We start from the raw sequence: 16,160 nt of genomic DNA on the forward strand, positions 1-16,160 counted from the left end.
TTGCCGTTCCTGTCGCTTCTGCCGGGCTAATTCCGGGTCGCGTGCGAAACCGGAACCGGGCTGGGAAAAAAGATTCTACGCCACGGCGAGCGGACCTTGCGGAGCCGATGCGCAGATGAAGAAGTGCGGGCAGCGAGGGCAGCTAAAGGTGTCGGGGTCGGGGGGAAACAGCCCGGCTGCGATGCCTGCGAGGATTTTCTCAACGGCGATGTCGTTGTTTCCCGCCTTCTTCGCTTGGGGCGCCGGCACGTCTTCGACGCCGCTATCGCTCGGATGCACGGCCTCCACCACAGCTCGGGGCCCGAAATTCTGCGCGGCCGCGCGTTGGTAGAGCGAGTATTCGAGCTTACTGAATTCGGTCTTGCCCCGCTTGCCGGTGCGCACCTTGCGCACGACGATGACGCCGTCGTGCCGCTCCGCGATCTCGTCCGGAGTGACGATCACCTTTCCATTGCGGTAGTTGATGGCGAGCGGAGACGCCTCACGAAATCGTCGGCCGGCTCCGGCCCTGATCAGGCCCTCAATGATGGTGTCCGCGAGCGTGCGATAGTCGGCGACATAGGGACTGTCGTGCGGGGCGCTGGTCTTCCAGATCGCATCGAACGCGTCCTGAGCCGCCTTCAAGTCGGGTGATGCGCTTACCCGCGCTTCCGCAAGCCAGTCGATGAATTCGTAAATGCAGGCGTGCGTGCGCTCGAATGGCGTCGTCCGCCGAGCCGTGCCGATGCCCAGGACATGGGTGTAAAAGAAGCGCAACGGGCAGCTTTCGTATGCCGAAACATGCCTGTGCGTCCGCTCCCATTCATCCGCGATGGTGATCTCGATGCGGCGCGGCGGACGTGGGGGCAAATGGATCGTGGCGGGAGACGCGATCGAACGCAGGCTGCCGGCGATCCGCGCCAGATAGTCCGAAGGGTTGCGCGCGGCGCCGTTCGCCTGCTGCCGATAGCCATAGAGGCGCAGATGAGTGCGGGCGCGCGACATCGCGACAAAGAACAAACATTCCTGCTCCTGCTTGTGGGCGCGCTCCGCCTCTTGCGGCACGGTGCCGATCGCGCCCTCGATCATGCCCTCCGGCACAGGACATGACAGGCCGCGATAGCTGGCGGGAATGCCGGTCTTCACGAAGCCTGGAATGTGAACCGCTTCGAACTCGAGGCCTTTGCTGCCATGCACGGTCATGAGGCGCACGGCGTTCATCTGCAAAGCTGCGTCCGGCACCTGACGCAGATCCCGCTCTTCCGCGAGCAGGACGAGATTGCGAACGCGATCGAGGAGCGTCTGCACCGGCGAGCCCGTCGCCACGGGGCTTTGGTCGCGCAAGAAATTGAGGAATTGCCAGACCGCGATCGCCCGCATGCGGTCGCCGATGCCCGTGCCGGAAGCCATCCTGCGGACGAGATCGGTGCGGTCGAGGAGGAAGGTCGTCGCCATGTCCCAAGGCGACGCCGAAGCCTTCATGCCCTTGAGGTCGCCGGCGAGTTTCGTGACGCCTTGAACCCCGGCTGGCGAAAGGCCTTCGATGCATGGGAGTTCATCCAGATGGAGGATGGCCGGCTTCTTGTTGGCTCGCAGGTGATCGAGCAGCCGCTTTACATCCTGCGCCGGGATAGCATATCGCTCGATACTGGCGATGCGGACCAGGCCTGCCCCGAACCGGTCGGCCGCGAGGCTCAGGACGCTGAGCAGATCGCGCACCTCCTCGCGCTCGAACAGGCTGCCGAGATGAAGGACGGGAATGCCGCGATCTTCGAGCGCCTGGGCGATCTCGTTCAGCCTGTCGTTCGTGCGGCAGAGGACGGCTTGATCGCGAAGGACGATGCCGCTCGCCTCCAATTCTCGAACGCTCGCGGCGATGCCGGCGGCCTCATCGGCAGGATCGTTGAGCGTGCGCAGTTCGGGTTCCGCCTCACCGATGCCGCGCTCGGCCTTCAAGGGCAGGTTCGCAAGCTCCGGCGGCAACGGCATGCCTGCAGAGAAGCCGCCGAATGCATCCAGCACTTTCTGGGTCGATCGGTAGCTCAAGCCCAGCTGACCAAGTCTTGCGCCGGGGAAGTCCGTGCCGAAGGAAGCCATGTTGGCGGAGGACGCGCCCCGGAAGCGATAGATGGACTGGCGAGCGTCACCGACCGCCCAGAGATTCTCGCCCGCACCGGCCACGGCTTTCACCAGGCGGACGCTGGCGCGGTTGACGTCCTGATATTCATCGACGAGCAAATGTCGGTGGCGTAGACGCACCGCGTTGCGCACAGCTTCGTCCTGCTCGATGAGCAAGGCCGGCAACATGATGAGATCGCCGAAATCCACTGCGCCGCGGCTGCGTTTCGCGTCTTCGTAAAGTTCGTAGACGGACGCGATCTCAACGCATTTCGCGGCGAGATCCGTAGCCTTTTCGTCCATCGGGTCAGCATTCTTCGCCATGGCTTCCGCCAGACGCCGGTATTCGGCGGGCGTTACGACTTCGTCCTTAGCGCGGGAGATCACTTGCAAAATCTCGCGCAATACGACGACCGGGTCCCAGAGATTGCGATAGTGCCGGAGCGGCAGGGTAGGAAGGATTTGCTCCAATACCGAGATCGCATCGCTGCGGTCGAACAGCGTCGGGTCCGACGGCAGCGCGAGCTTCTCATGAAATCGCCTCGCGAGATCGAGACCGAAACCGTGGAAAGTCCCGACCCACATTTGGGCCGCGTCCTCTCCAACAGCCTTGGACAGGCGCTCGGACAATTCGCCAGCCGTCCTGTTCGAAAAGGTCAGCACAAGCATGGATGGCGGATCTACGCGGTCCGCAATGAGGGTCTCGACCCGCCGAACAAGCGTGCGGGTCTTGCCGGTCCCGGGACCCGCGCGCAGCAGATATGGCGTATCGCGATGACGGGCGGCGTCCTCTTGCGCTGGGTCCTCCGTGAAAACCGGCTTCGGCTTGCTGGCGGTCGGCTCGATCTTCGGCAGGAGCAGTGCGTCCAGGATTTGCTGCCGCACGAGCGGAACCGGCAGGCCGGTCGCCGCTGCGATATCGGCCGCCGACATGGCCTGCTCGACATGCATGTGTCGCGCGAGGTCGCGCGGAAACAAAAACTCGCGTGCGAAAACGTTAGCTTCCAGTTCACGCCGCTCGCGCGCGCCGTAATCTTCCACTTTTTGGAGCCCGACAGGAGCGGACTCGGTCGAACGCGATGGGTCGATATCGCTGGCGCTGCAACAGCTAGATATCGTATGGACGGCGACGTGGCCGATCTCATGGCCGACAAGAAGCGCGCGATCCGCGTCCGAGCCCTTGTTTTCCGCACAGATCGTACGGCTCTGCTGGTCGAAAACCGCACGGCCACCGTTGAGCGCCGTATTGCCTGGCTCTAGGAACGCCAACTCTATGCCGTAATGCCTGATCGCGGCATCGACGAGCGTCAGCGGCTTCAGCGCATCGGCGCCGCGGGCCACGAATTGGTCGTGCAGCCGTGCGGCAACGACCCGTATGGTTTCGAAGGCATCCACGTGCGTCTCACATGTCCAAAAGATGCCGTTGCTGTTCGGGCGTTAGGCCCGAGCTTCGGACTGCTTCCTCGAACGTCTCGCGTTTTTGAGCGACAGGCTTGCTGTCGGATTTATGGAGTTGCTGGGCGTTGACCGTCGGCCCGGAGCGCACATGCGCCATCAGCGCTTCGACAGGGATATCGAGGCCGGCGGCCGCGATCCTACAAAAGCCGGGACGCGCATATAAGCTTTCGGGATCAATCCTGCCGTCTCGAAGTTTCATGACGAATATCGAGTTGGCGCCAAGCGTCGTCGCATACGCTCGAAACCCTTCCGTGCTGAGAGTCCTGAAGGGGTTGGCAAATGCGATTGGCGCTTCAGACAATCCTTTCTTCTCCAGTTCGAACGAGACGTTCTGGAAGTGACTGATCGCGCGTGAGACCGCCGGGCTGACCACCTCGTCGACGGCCTCGTCGCCTTCCTCGTCGCCAAGGGTTTCCGAGTTCAGCGCGAGTTGCACGGCAAATTCGGTCAGAGCTGCGGCGTGCTGCGGATGTCTGCGAACGAACGCGTCGAGCGTCTTTGGATCGGGTGTCGGCATGGCGAGTGCGAGCGCATAGAGCACATCACTCTCGTCCTTCGTACCGGTGGTCATCATGGTCAGCTCTCCTGCTGGAATGTTTTGAGTTTGGCCGCCACCTTGGCGAGCCGCTTGTTGATGGCCCGGCGGCCCACGCCAAGAATCCTAGCAGCGGTTACTTCGTCCGGGTCATCCGATTCGATCGTGTAGCCTTCGATCAGCACCAGTCTGACGGTCTCCCGGTCCTCCGGGGATAAGGTCGCGAGGAATTTGCCGACCTGCGTCAGGTAGACGTAATTGTCCTGCTGCGCCGGGCTGCGTGCAGCCTCCGACAGTTTTGCGAGCGTGTTCTCGTGGTCGAGCGGTCGGCCATCCTCATCCTTTTCCTGACCAATATCGACGAAGATCTTCTTCCGCGCATTGTCCTTGCGGACCTGCTTCCACCAAAGAAACTGGAACGCCTGATTGAAATTAACCTCATAATAGTCGAGGGCGGTGCTGTCCCCGTTAGTGCCGACGCGCGCGAACAGCACGTTGAATTTGAACATCACCTCGTCGCGAAGGCTGCCGGCGTCTGTCCGGCTGCCATCAGGGATTGCCCGCTTAAGCCGCGCCTCACAGCGCGACATGAAGTGGACGTAAAGCTTGCTTTCCGTCGACTTGTCCTTTTTTAGCCTGGCCTCTCGCATCAGATGGAGCAGGCATTCCATCGGCATGTAGTCAGTGTCGCGGACGTTGCGGATCGCCGCCCGTCGCAAGACCCTCTCGGGACTTTGGGCCAAGGCCTCGTCGATGCAGACCTCGATCTCGGGCCGGCGGGTGTAGAACCCGCCTTCGTCCATTTTTTTGTTCAGGGGTCTCGCCATTTACCGCCTCGCGCGCGCAACAGTGGTGTTCCGGCGTCCACGTCTGGCCCGCCTCAACACCCCCCTAATTCCGGGAGGAGCCCAGACCCGGAACCACGCCGACCGAAAAATTCTCAAGCCCATCTGCGACTGAATCGCTGGTGCGCGGCACCTACGACAAGCGGCACCCTCGTAGAGGTGATGCTCATGTCCGCCTTCCGGCTTCCCGACGCGGTTCGGCGGCGGCGCAAGCGCCGTCACAAGGTCGTCGAAGTCCACGTTGGCCTCCCCGTCGCGACGACGCGCGAGCCGTCGTCATCGCCATTGACACTCCCTTATAACCGGCCATATTTGCCCGGTAAAGGAGGCCCAGTCATGATTGCCTATAATCCAGATAAATTCGGGTCCCTCTATGAGACCGACCTGGGCCAACGCCTCTGGGGGTTTCTGACCGAAGAGGCTAATATCGCCCGACTGGAAACGGCCTCGCAGCTCGGCAAGCCGGCCGTTGAGGGGATTGAAGAGCACCTTCTGGAGGCGTTTCGCGAGGACGTGCTGGCCGATCGCGTCAAGCAGATGGTCGGCCATATGGTTCGCCAGATTCTAGAACAGCGCGATTGGGTTCTCGACCAGACCGATGTGAAGGTCCAGTCCGTGCCGTTCAGCAAGGCGGCCCGCTACCGGCGGGCCGACTGGATTACGTTTCACGCGTTTCGCAATACCAGCGACCCGCGCGACGTCGTCATCACGGATCGCCGCCAGAACGCGCCGCTGCCCACCGACGCGCGGTGGGCCTACTACGCGACCTTCGCGAGCCCGTTGAAGGCGTCAGTGGCGTTTGGCGTGCGCGACATTCGGCAGCTTCGTCAGCATGTGCATGCGCACGGCTATCAGCGCATGCGCATCGAGCGGATGTTGCGACGTGCCTGATGCCGATGCCCGATCACCAGCACATCGCGCTCAGCGACCGCGAAGAGCCCGTGCTGCTCGCCTGGCCGACGCAAGGCAATGCGGGCGGCTTCATTCAGTTCGAGAAGGCGGCGGACTGGCGCGCCTTCGTTGAGAGCCTCGGCATCGATCCGCGTATCCCCGAGATCGTGCGCGCCAAGTTTGCCCGTGCGCAGACGCTCTATCTGCTGGGCTGGGCGGATTTCAGCGTCATCAAGGCTGGCGAACTCGCCGCTCTGATCGCATTGGAGCTGGCGCTGATGGATCGCTATGGCGGCCGCCTCTCGAAGAGCAAGCGAAACTTTGCGGCGCTCCTCAAATACCTGGTCGAGGTCGACGGTCTCACCGACGCGCAGATTCCCATGGTCGTGCGCTGTGGAGGAACGGCATTAGGTCAGTTGACCGGCGACACACGTCCGACCCTTGCTGAGCGTCGAAACGCTCTAGCCCACGGCGATCCGTTCGATGGACTGCCAACGGGCGGTCTCCTTGAACTGGCCCGCGACCTCATCAATTTCGCCTACCGCCACTACATCGCGGAGGCCGCGGGCCTCGGCCTCCATCCAACCACGACAGGACGAGCCTAATGACGGCGAGTGCGTCGCTCATCGCCGCCGTTGACGCGGTCTGGCGACTTCCCCGGCCGGGCCCGGACAACCTTCTGGCCTCACCGCCCTTCGTCGCGCTGAGCGAGCTGTGCCTCGCGGAGTACGGCGGTGGCAAACCGGTATTCGCTTTGAGCACTGCCCTCCGGTCACTGGGGCTGCCGTGTCATCTCCCTGCCAACAAGGCCTCATTGAGTCTCGATCCCGAAAGCGCCGCGAACGCGCTAGACGACGCATATCGGCGCAGGACGACGCTGCGCCGCCATCTATGCCCGCTCGACCTGGCGGACGAGATGCCTATGTTGAGCTTCGGCAATGCCCGCGTCGCGGACTTCATCGCGGATGATCTGGCGCGGCTGTTCAACGCCCCGCGGCTCGCCCGCAATTTTCATAATGAGTCGCTCGATCCTAAGCGCTTGGCGCAGTTCCGATGGCTGGTTGTGGAGGAAGAAATCGCGCTCGACCCGCGCCCAGAAGCACGCGCCGCTCCGTTCATGTACATGACGCTCGATCGAGATTTCGGCGAGATCGATCCCCATCTCGGTCGCTTTCCGCCGGCGGTCGAACGAGTGCTGTTCTTTCTCCTGCTGGCGCCGTGGGAACGGTGGTCCACGATGCAGGAGGTCGATTGGCGAGGCTTTCGCTTGCCTTGGATTTACACGGTCGACGACGACCTCTTCATTCGCCCGTCTCCACCCCCGAGCGCGGATAGCCTCACCCTTGAGCCATGGATCGTCCAGGATCAGTGGGGAGACGACATCGAACTCGAACGTCCGACCGTCTTACGACTTGATGACGACGCGGCGTCGGGTCTGGCGCTCTTCACCGATGATGCTTGGAAAGAGCTCGAGGGGGCACGGGCAACGGACCTGTTCGAGACGCCTATCGCGCATTTTCTCGTCCGGGCCTTCCTCGCCGATGGCATGGACGAGGTCATGGCGCACATGACGGCCATCGAAGCTGCCGTCAGCCTCGAGATGGACCACAAGAAATGGCTCCGGCCGAAGCCTGACCCGCACAAGGCGGTTTCGTCAGCCACGGATCGCGTTGCGGCACGCGTCGCGGCTGTCTTGAACGACGCCACAAGCGTGCAGGACTACAAGGATCTCTTCGACCTGCGCAGCACCTTCGTTCACGGCCGCGCTGGGCTCCAGAAGGTGTCGACCAAGCGGCGCGTCATGGCGCGCAGCCTGGCGCGCGGAGTAGCCCGCGGCCTGGTCGACCTGGCGCTCAAGGGGCCGCGGCCGCGTGCAGACGTGCTGAGCGACCTTCTTACGCGTGGCGCACCCTACTTGTAGGCCCTCAGGGCGGAATGGTCCGATCGCGAATGCCTGCCGAAACAGAGTCTCTCCTGATCAAGCCCATCAGCGTGCGGCAGTTCGAGCTGTACGCCCTGTCGCTCGACCGTGGCCCGAACTTCGACCCCGCAAGCACTTTCGCCGCATATCAAGTCGGCCGCGGCGGCGCCTGTGGCGGGATTCTCCTCGACCAGGAGACCGGGACCTTCAGCACGATCGCTATGCGACGCCGGGTCGATCATTGTTGGACCTGCGTCGCAAAAAGCGGTCCGTTCGCGGCGCCCGAACAGGCCCTCGACGCGCTCAGCATCGATATGCGCGGCGGTGATCCGCCTGAACCGCTCGCGCCTGGCGTCCGCCGAAGGCCCTTATTGATCGAGGTCGGGCCGCGTGGAAGCTCCCCGGAGTTTGACTTGCTCATCAAGTCCATGAGTCATCTGCCGGCGCTGATGGCGGTGGGAGAATGCTATCTCGCCCTGCCGCGGCCAGATCGGAACTTCATCCCCGATTTGCAGACCAACAACTTCGCGTCGCGGCTCTTCGAGCTTTACCTGCTTGCCTGCTTTCGTGAGCAAGGCCTGCAGGTCCGCCAAGATCACGTCTCGCCCGATTTTCAAATCGAGAAGGACGGCATGACATGTTGGGTGGAGGCGGTGACCGCGAACTCCGAAACCCCACGCGCTGGCGGCATCGGAGATTGGGTTCATGCGCCTACCGATCGAACGGAGCGGCTCACCGGCGCCCCGGCTGAACGCTTCGCCAAGACGCTGCGAGGAAAGTTGCAGCGGGAATATCACGACCTGTCGCACGTGCGGGGGCATCCGTTCGCCATCGCGATCGCCGATTTCCACAGCTCGGGCTCCATGGTGTGGAGCCGTGAGGCGCTGCCAACCTATCTCTACGGCGTTCGCGCCGATGTCGAAGACGACGGCACGAAGCGACGCGCTGTCGGGACGGCGATATCCAATCTCACTGGCAAGAACGCGATCCCGGCCGGACTGTTTCGAGACCCGGACTTCGCGCATTTGTCCGCCGTTCTCTTCAGCAACGCCGGCACCTTGGCGAAATTCAACCGCATGGGCTTTTTGGCCGGATGGCGTCCGCCCGGCCTGTCGATGATCCGTCGGGGCATCTTGTTCGATCGGACGCCGGGCGCGTTGGAACCGATCGACTTCGAGCTAGAAGTGGGAAGCCAAGAGTACGACGCACTATGGCCATGGGGCGAAGGCTGGTGCCAGGAACTGGAGGTCTTTCACAACCCGCTCGCCTCCCATCCCATTCCGTTCGACCTGATCCCTGGCGCGACGCATTGGTTCGAGCGCGGCGGTGAAGTGGAATGCAGCACGATTTGGGCGAACTCGGTGATTTCATCGGTCACCCAGCTTCGAGCGCCAAAAGGCTATCACCCCGCGGCAGAAGGATAGGCGCGCGAGAAACGCTGCGAAGCGCAGCGTTCGGGGCGCAAACTCCGTCGCGACCTAAGCCTGTTCGCCCTTTCGCGTGATGAATCTAAATTCTGTTTGCCCAGCTTTGGCCGCCAATTCGAACCATTTCTCACGGTAGTCCGGCAGCTCCGCTCGACTTACGGCAATGGCGGAGAGCGCCGAACAATAGGCGATCCCGGCATGCACCGTTTCGCCGAGATAATTAAGAAAGCGCGTTAGATCAGGTGGGTATGCAAGATCTGTGTCGCTCTCGAAAACCTTGTGTCGCTCGCCATCGACGAAGGTATTAATCGCGGTTTCAAGAATAGCGTAGCTCAGAAACGCGTCCGCGCCCGCGTCGTGCGCAGCGAGCACCGCGTTCAGCTCAGGGCGCCATTCGATCGCTTTCCGGCAGAGCGCCGGATTGACGTGGCCGACCGCAATGTTTCGCATGTACTTCGCGAATTCGAACGCCCGCCGATGTGTCGAGATGATCTCATTGAGCTCCGGATGATCCTTGTAGAGTCCCCGGCTTATCCCTTCCAGGTCGGTGACATTCGCGCACGAAACAAGCAAATGCTTTAATAGGACCAATCGGATGGCGTGATCTTCCGGCCCGGCTTCAAGCGCCTTATCCGCAGCAACGAGATCGCCATGTGCGAGCCGCGCGGAGATTGCAATTTGAATGAAATCCATAACGCTTTAGCCCCACAAGCAGGATAGCGGCGCGGCGGCCAGCTTGTCGCCAAACGGGACAACGTCCGCGCTATCGTAGAGGACGATGCCGAAGGCGAAGCGATCCCCGCAGGCTTCGGCCAACGCCCGTAGCCCCGCGAAATCACCGGCTTTAACCGTCGCGCTCGCCTTGACTTCGATGCCTGCGATCATCCCGTCGTCGCGTTCCAGCACGATGTCCACCTCGCGCCCGTCCCGATCCCGAAAGTGGTAGGGCGTTAGCCGCAGGTCCGAGGCCGTCATCAGCTTCAGAACCTCTGCGAACACGAAGCTTTCGAGCAGCGCGCCGAACGTCCCGCGATCCGCCTTGACCCTGTCGAAGGAAAGACCGCGCACAGTCGCTAGCAGGCCGGAATCGAGGAAGTGCAGCTTCGGCGTCTTGACGATGCGCTTCAGGGCATTGGTGAACCATGGTTGCACCGTCGCGAGCAGGAACACCTGCTCAAGCAGCCCGACATAGCGCTGGCCCGTCTTGTGGCTGACGTTGATGCCGGCGCCGAACTGAGAATAGTTGACCAACTGGCCGGAGTGCTCGGCCAACAGCCTTACGAATTTCGGAAGTTCCGTCAGCTTCTCGACGTCAGCGATATCCCGCAGATCGCGCGTCAGCACCGATGTGAGATAGGATCTCGACCAGTCCTGCCGCCGGCGCTCGCTGTCGCGACTGATCGCTTCGGGGAAACCGCCGAGCAGGACAAGCTGGGTGAGGTCGTCGCCCAGGATCGCCTCCCGCTGGCTCCGAAGCTTTCCCGCGAAGAGATGCTCCAAGAAAGTCGGCGGCCGGCCTTCGACCTCAGCCCTTGCGAGCGGCAGCATCTGGATGGTCTCCATCCGACCGGCCAGGCTGTCGGCGACTCGCGGCAAGGTCAGGACGTTCGCCGAGCCGGTAAGCAGGAAGCGACCCGGCCGATAGTCTTCGTCGACCGTCTTCTTGATGGCCAGCAGCAGGTCAGGGGCGCGCTGGATTTCGTCGATGATGGCCCGGTCGAGGCCGCGGATGAAACCGGCGGGATCGGATTGAGCGGCCTCAAGGACCGTCTGATCATCGAGCGTGATATAGGTTCGCCCGGCTTCTCCCATTTTTCGGACGAGCGTGGTCTTGCCGGCGCGGCGCGGGCCTACGATCAGGACCACCGGCGTATCAGAAAGGGCTTCCTCCGCCCGTCGCTCCACAAACCGCTCGAACATGCCATCTCCGAATCCGGAAGATTGGAACTATCGATGCCGGCTGATTGGGAGTCAATGGCCCGCTAATTGGAAGTGCCTGGGCCGCGATCTGGAAGGCCTGGAGGGGAAAGCCTTCCCCCTGGTCGGCGCCGCGGTCGCCGAGGCAGCCCCTTCTGCGGGGATATCCCCCGCAGCGCCCCTTTTAGAGTGAAAGGGCGGCTCGGCTTCGCCGTGACGGGTTAAGGGCTGGAGGAGAGGCCTCCGGCACCCGTCATGGAGACTAGCCATGACCCATGTGGAGATTCTGGATGCCGCTCGCGACCAAGTCGGCGGCTACAAGGTGGATGTGAGCCGCGGCGAGCGGATCGGCCGCGTGTCCTCCGAATGGTTTTCGAGGTCCGCTGACGAGCGCTACCTTTCCCTGTCCGACATCTATGCCGCTGTGCATAGACGGACCGAGCGTAGCCGCACCCGAACCGTCGAGAGCGCGGCGATCCGGGTGGAGGCGAGCCGCGACGATGCAGAGCGCCTGGCGCTGATGTTGCCCGGCTCGGATGCGCCGATCGCGCCGACCCATTGGAGCTTCGGTCAGCTCGCCGGCCTGGTCGGAGCGCCGGCGGCCTATCTGCGGCAGCTTCCGGCGCCGCTGGCCGGTATCAACCTGCAATACGGCTTGGCGTCACATCGCGCCGAGCAGGTGAAGACGCTCGAGATCGAAGACGGTCGCGTTGAACTGCGCGCCGTCACCGGGCCCGACTATGGCCGTATCTTCGACCACGAACTGGTCTCGGCCGTGCAGCGTATCGCCGGCAACGGCACCGGCGATACGCGATGGAAAGTCCCGGGCGTGCTCGACTGGTCAACGGGCATCTACAACCCGCGCGTCGACATCACACGGGACACGACAACGCTCTACGCCTCCGATCGGGACGTCTTCCTCTTCCTGGTCGACGATCTCAATCCGATCGAGGCCGGTCGGCTCCCCGATGGGTCGCCCGACCTCTACTTCCGTGGCTTCTATTGCTGGAATTCCGAGGTCGGGGCGAAGACGCTCGGCATGGCGAGCTTCTATCTCCGCGCGGTCTGCCAGAATCGGAATCTCTGGGGCGTCGAGGATTTTGAGGAGATCACCATCCGCCACTCGAAATACGCCGCCTCACGTTTCGCGCATGAGGCTGCCCCGGCGTTGACCCGCTTCGCCAATTCCTCGCCGAGGCCCTTCGTCAACGGCATAAAGGCGGCCCGGGAAAAGATCGTCGCCCGCACCGACGATGACCGCAGCGAGTTCCTGCGCAAGCGCGGCTTCTCGAAGACCGAGACGGCGAAGATCATCGAGACCGTATTGGCCGAGGAAGGGCGCAAACCCGAGAGCGTGTTCGACTTCGTGCAGGGCATCACGGCGATCGCGCGCGACAAGACCCACCAGGACGCCCGGCTCGACTTGGAGGCGCGGGCCAAGAAGTTGCTCGATCGGGCAGCCTGACTCCCGGAAAGCCGGAGATGCGGAAATGCGTGTCTCCGGCTTCGTGCCTTTACGTCCTTCCTGATCGTTGGTTTCGCGGCGCTGCCCTTCAGAGGAAGAGGGCGGCGCTGCGCTTCGTGACGAGTTGATGCCGAGAGAGAGGCTTTCGGCGCTCGTCGCGGAGTATATCCCGATGGCTTCCACTGTTCAGAAGATCACCCTCTCGCCCTCGCGCGACATTCCCTTCAACAAGCTTTTGCTCTCTCAGTCGAACGTCCGGCGCGTGAAGGCCGGTGTCTCGGTCGAGGAGCTGGCCGACGACATCGCTCGCCGTGGCCTGCTGCAGGGCCTGAGCGTGCGCGCGGTCGTCGATCAGGCCGGCGTTGAGACCGGCATGTTCGAAATCCCGGCCGGCGGCCGGCGCTACCGGGCGCTGGAGCTGCTCGTGAAGCAGAAGCGTCTCGCCAAGACCGCGCCGGTGCCGTGCATCGTCCGCGAGAGCGGCATCGCCGAGGAGGACTCGCTCGCCGAGAACGTCCAGCGCGCGCCGTTGCACCCTCTCGACCAGTTCCGGGCCTTCCTGGCGCTGCGTGAGAAGGGGCAATCCGAGGAGGAGATCGCTGCAGCGTTCTTCGTCTCGGTCAACGTGGTGAAGCAGCGCCTGAAGCTGGCATCGGTCTCGCCGGCGCTGCTCGACGTCTATGCCGAGGACGGCATGACGCTCGACCAGCTCATGGCCTTCACCGTGTCCGGCGATCACGAACGCCAGGAGCAGGTCTTCGAGCGCCTGAAGGCCTCCTACGACAAGCAGCCCTACGTCATCCGCCGCATGCTCACCGAGGGCGCTGTCCGCGCCTCCGACAAGCGGGCGCAATTCGTCGGCATCGACGCCTATGTGGCGGCGGGTGGTACGGTGCTGCGCGACCTGTTCCAGGGCGACGATGGCGGCTGGCTGCAGGATGTCCCGCTCGTCGACCAGATGGTGGCCGACAAGCTCAGGGCGGAATCCGAGACGGTCGCCGCCGAAGGCTGGAAGTGGATCGAGGTCGCGCCCGACTTCGCCTACGGCCACACCTTCGGCCTGCGCCAGCTTCGCGGCGAGACCGTCGCACTGACGGCCGAGGAGGAAGCGACCCGGGACGCGCTGCAGGCCGAGTTCGACCGGCTGTCCGACGAGTATCAGGACGCAGACGAGCTGCCGGACGAGGTGGACGAGCGCCTGTCGGAGCTGGAAACCGCGCTGGAGGGGTTCGAAACCCGGCCTGTCGTGTTCGACCCTGCTGAGATCGCCCGCGCCGGCGCCTTCGTCAGTATCGGCGCCGACGGGCATCTTCGTGTCGAACGCGGCTACGTCCGCCCCGAGGACGAACTGCCGATCGAGCCGGAGCTCGTTTCGGCTGAGGACGGAGAGGCGGACCGCGCGATGGTGGCCAGCTACGAGGGCGACGAAGCCATCATGGCGGCCGCGCCCGAGGCCGAACCGGAGGAGGATGAGGGCCTGTCGCCCATTTCTGACCGGCTGATGACGGAGCTGACCTCGCACCGCACGCTCGGCCTGCGCCATGCGCTCGGCGAGCGGCCGGACGTTGCCTTCCTCGCGGCCCTACATGTCCTCACGCTGAAGACCTTCTATCACTACGGCTCGGATAGCTGCCTCGAACTGGAGGTGAAGAGTGTCAGCTTCGGCGCGCAGGCGCCGGGATTAAACGACAGCGCATCGGCCGAGGCGATCCGGGCTCGGCACGAGAGCTGGGCAAAGGCGCTTCCTAAGGAGTCTGCCGACCTCTGGGACGCGCTCCAGGAGTGGGACGGCGACAGCCAGGCGGGCCTCTTCGCCCACATCGTCAGCCTCTCGGTCAACGCGATGTACGAGCCCTGGAACCGGCGCCCGCGGGCGTTCGCCCATGCCGATCGTCTCGCGCAGGCGGTCGACCTCGACATGGCGGCCGCTGGGTGGAAGCCGACCGTGGATAACTTCCTCGGCCGGGTGACGAAAGCCCGCATCCTGCAGGCGGTGACTCAGGCGAAAGATCAGCGCGCCGCCGACCGGATCGAGCATCTGAAGAAGGGCGACATGGCCGCCGAGGCGGAAACGCTGCTGGCCGACACCGGTTGGCTGCCCGAGCCGCTTCGCACGCCGGGTCGTGCCTCTGGCGACCAGCAGACATCGGAATCTGCGATCGAGCAAACTCCAGAGCAGTCTAGCGAAAAACTGCCGGAAGACGAAGACCAGCCCGCCGCTCAGAATGATGACACCGGCGAGCCAATGATTGCAGCCGAGTAGCTGTCCAGCGCAACGAGGCCCGCCGGAGACGGCGGGCCTTTTCTTTTCGAGGACCATCATGGCCGATACCGTGCGTGATCTCGCACAACGCCTCGGGCAGCAAGCCGAGGTCGTGTGCCGCCATTACCTCTCATCAGGCCGCCGCGAAGGCGGCTACTGGCTCGTGGGCGACGTCCGCAACACGCCGGGCCGCTCGATGTTCGTGCGTCTCAAGGAGTCGACGAAGGGACCTGCCGGGAAATGGACCGACGCCGCCACCGGCGAGCATGGCGATCTGCTCGACGTGATCCGGGAAAGCTGTGGCCTGATCGACTTCAAGGACGTCGCCGATGAGGCGCGTTCATTCCTCAGCCTGCCGCACCCCGAGCCTCAGCCTGATCGTCCCCGATCGCGAACGCCCAGCGCTCCAACCGGATCGCCAGAGGCGGCACGGCGACTCTTCGCCATGTCGCAGCCGATCGACCGCACTCTCGTAGAAACGTATCTCCGCAATCGCGACATTACGCCTTTGCACGGAACCGGAAGCCTGCGCTTCCACCCGCACTGCTACTATCGGCCGGACGATCACAGCCCGACCGAGACCTGGCCAGCGATGATCGCCGCCGTCACCGATCTCACAGGACATCTGACCGGGGCGCACCGCACCTGGCTCGATCCAGGCGGTTTCAGCGAGGCGACGCTCGGCAAGGCGCCGATCGACACGCCGCGACGGGCGATGGGCGACCTTCTCGGTCATGCCGTTCGATTTGGCGTGTGCGGCGAGGTCATGGCGGCCGGCGAGGGCATCGAGACCATGCTGTCGCTCCGATGCGCCTTGCCGACCTTGCCGATGGTGGCAGCCCTATCGGCGGCGCACCTCTCCGCCATCCTGTTCCCGGACACGCTGCGGCGACTCTACATCGCCCGCGACGACGATCCCGCCGGCGACGGCGCGATGGCGACGTTGATCGAGCGAGCGCAGGAGGCCGGGATCGAGCCGATCGTGATCTCGCCACGGCTTGCCGACTTCAATGAGGATCTCCGCCTGCTCGGAATCGACGCGCTTCGGGCCGCGAGCCGGGTGCAGATCGCGACGCAGGACGTCGCCCGCTTCATGGAACTGGCGGCATAGCCGGAACGGGATGAAGGGCGGTTCGCCGGCATCGTCGCCACAGGGTCGGCGGCCATGCTTTCCCTCAGCGTCGGAGAGGGCCGCTCCCACGGCCTTCTGAGAGGGCGATCGGGCAGCAAGCGGCCCGGACCGGCAACCTTGTGGGCCGACTATTTTCCGTCGGCGGCCGAGGCCGCCTTTACATCGCGAGCCAAAATAGTCGGCCCCCTTCGGCCCTCCGCCGAGGCTCC

The 16,160-nt window shown here is 63.8% G+C and carries 12 protein-coding genes; 7 read left to right on the forward strand and 5 right to left on the reverse strand.

What is annotated here, in order from left to right:
* Nucleotides 1–75: 75 nt before the first annotated feature.
* The 3 genes from HNR60_RS04100 to HNR60_RS04110 are packed head-to-tail and all read right to left on the reverse strand — an operon-like array spanning nucleotide 76 to nucleotide 4,917.
* Complete coding sequence (locus HNR60_RS04100) at nucleotides 76–3,492, reverse strand: UvrD-helicase domain-containing protein (RefSeq protein ID WP_184254592.1); 3,417 nt, start codon at nucleotides 3,490–3,492, stop codon at nucleotides 76–78.
* Between the two features lie 7 nt (nucleotides 3,493–3,499).
* Entirely contained in the window at nucleotides 3,500–4,129 is a 630-nt protein-coding gene (locus tag HNR60_RS04105) for a hypothetical protein (RefSeq protein ID WP_184254594.1), read from the reverse strand.
* A 2-nt stretch (nucleotides 4,130–4,131) separates the two neighbouring features.
* The gene (locus HNR60_RS04110; protein ID WP_184254596.1) at nucleotides 4,132–4,917 is read right to left on the reverse strand and encodes an RNA polymerase sigma factor; all 786 of its coding nucleotides are present in this window, start codon (nucleotides 4,915–4,917) and stop codon (nucleotides 4,132–4,134) included.
* 354 nt (nucleotides 4,918–5,271) lie between these two features.
* On the opposite strand from HNR60_RS04110, the gene HNR60_RS04115 reads away from it, so the two are divergent.
* From HNR60_RS04115 to HNR60_RS04130, 4 genes are read left to right on the forward strand one after another with little or no spacing between them, the layout of a single operon-like run.
* Nucleotides 5,272–5,826 (forward strand): hypothetical protein, encoded by a 555-nt coding sequence (locus tag HNR60_RS04115; protein WP_184254598.1) that lies wholly within the window; start codon nucleotides 5,272–5,274, stop codon nucleotides 5,824–5,826.
* Complete coding sequence (locus HNR60_RS04120) at nucleotides 5,826–6,431, forward strand: hypothetical protein (RefSeq protein ID WP_210313234.1); 606 nt, start codon at nucleotides 5,826–5,828, stop codon at nucleotides 6,429–6,431. Before HNR60_RS04115 ends, HNR60_RS04120 begins: the two co-directional genes overlap by 1 nt.
* Entirely contained in the window at nucleotides 6,431–7,747 is a 1,317-nt protein-coding gene (locus tag HNR60_RS04125) for a hypothetical protein (protein WP_184254600.1), read from the forward strand. The genes HNR60_RS04120 and HNR60_RS04125 overlap by 1 nt, the downstream gene beginning before the upstream one ends.
* Before the next feature lie 29 nt (nucleotides 7,748–7,776).
* Nucleotides 7,777–9,171 carry a hypothetical protein gene (locus HNR60_RS04130; protein WP_184254602.1) on the forward strand — a complete coding sequence of 465 codons (1,395 nt, stop codon included), beginning with the start codon at nucleotides 7,777–7,779 and terminating at the stop codon, nucleotides 9,169–9,171.
* Nucleotides 9,172–9,225: 54 nt separating this feature from the next.
* Here the strand turns inward: HNR60_RS04130 and HNR60_RS04135 are convergent, their stop codons facing one another.
* Both HNR60_RS04135 and HNR60_RS04140 read right to left on the reverse strand, forming a co-directional pair.
* Complete coding sequence (locus HNR60_RS04135; protein ID WP_184254603.1) at nucleotides 9,226–9,867, reverse strand: hypothetical protein; 642 nt, start codon at nucleotides 9,865–9,867, stop codon at nucleotides 9,226–9,228.
* 6 nt (nucleotides 9,868–9,873) lie between these two features.
* Complete coding sequence (locus tag HNR60_RS04140; protein WP_184254605.1) at nucleotides 9,874–11,094, reverse strand: ATP-binding protein; 1,221 nt, start codon at nucleotides 11,092–11,094, stop codon at nucleotides 9,874–9,876.
* 265 nt (nucleotides 11,095–11,359) lie between these two features.
* Here HNR60_RS04140 and HNR60_RS04145 point away from each other — a divergent pair, with 265 nt between their 5' ends.
* The 3 genes from HNR60_RS04145 to HNR60_RS04155 all read left to right on the forward strand — a co-directional run bounded on the left by HNR60_RS04145 (nucleotide 11,360) and on the right by HNR60_RS04155 (nucleotide 15,930).
* Nucleotides 11,360–12,556 carry a DUF932 domain-containing protein gene (locus HNR60_RS04145; protein WP_184254607.1) on the forward strand — a complete coding sequence of 399 codons (1,197 nt, stop codon included), beginning with the start codon at nucleotides 11,360–11,362 and terminating at the stop codon, nucleotides 12,554–12,556.
* A 172-nt stretch (nucleotides 12,557–12,728) separates the two neighbouring features.
* A complete protein-coding gene (locus HNR60_RS04150) occupies nucleotides 12,729–14,819 on the forward strand; it encodes a ParB/RepB/Spo0J family partition protein (protein ID WP_184254609.1) in 2,091 nt (696 codons plus the stop codon).
* Nucleotides 14,820–14,877: 58 nt separating this feature from the next.
* A complete protein-coding gene (locus tag HNR60_RS04155; protein ID WP_184254611.1) occupies nucleotides 14,878–15,930 on the forward strand; it encodes a DUF7146 domain-containing protein in 1,053 nt (350 codons plus the stop codon).
* Nucleotides 15,931–16,160 lie beyond the last annotated feature (230 nt).

Origin of the sequence: Rhodopseudomonas rhenobacensis (assembly GCF_014203125.1) — a bacterium.
GTDB classification, from domain to species: domain Bacteria; phylum Pseudomonadota; class Alphaproteobacteria; order Rhizobiales; family Xanthobacteraceae; genus Rhodopseudomonas_A; species Rhodopseudomonas_A rhenobacensis.

Bases quoted from the DNA above. Each gene is read 5' to 3' on its own strand.
- HNR60_RS04110 (WP_184254596.1), bottom strand. From the start codon at position 4,917: ATGGCGAGACCCCTGAACAAAAAAATGGACGAAGGCGGGTTCTACACC.
- HNR60_RS04130 (WP_184254602.1), top strand. From the start codon at position 7,777: ATGCCTGCCGAAACAGAGTCTCTCCTGATCAAGCCCATCAGCGTGCGG.
- HNR60_RS04150 (WP_184254609.1), top strand. From the start codon at position 12,729: ATGGCTTCCACTGTTCAGAAGATCACCCTCTCGCCCTCGCGCGACATT.
- HNR60_RS04125 (WP_184254600.1), top strand. From the start codon at position 6,431: ATGACGGCGAGTGCGTCGCTCATCGCCGCCGTTGACGCGGTCTGGCGA.
- HNR60_RS04120 (WP_210313234.1), top strand. From the start codon at position 5,826: ATGCCGATGCCCGATCACCAGCACATCGCGCTCAGCGACCGCGAAGAG.
- HNR60_RS04155 (WP_184254611.1), top strand. From the start codon at position 14,878: ATGGCCGATACCGTGCGTGATCTCGCACAACGCCTCGGGCAGCAAGCC.
- HNR60_RS04145 (WP_184254607.1), top strand. From the start codon at position 11,360: ATGACCCATGTGGAGATTCTGGATGCCGCTCGCGACCAAGTCGGCGGC.
- HNR60_RS04105 (WP_184254594.1), bottom strand. From the start codon at position 4,129: ATGATGACCACCGGTACGAAGGACGAGAGTGATGTGCTCTATGCGCTC.
- HNR60_RS04140 (WP_184254605.1), bottom strand. From the start codon at position 11,094: ATGTTCGAGCGGTTTGTGGAGCGACGGGCGGAGGAAGCCCTTTCTGAT.
- HNR60_RS04135 (WP_184254603.1), bottom strand. From the start codon at position 9,867: ATGGATTTCATTCAAATTGCAATCTCCGCGCGGCTCGCACATGGCGAT.
- HNR60_RS04115 (WP_184254598.1), top strand. From the start codon at position 5,272: ATGATTGCCTATAATCCAGATAAATTCGGGTCCCTCTATGAGACCGAC.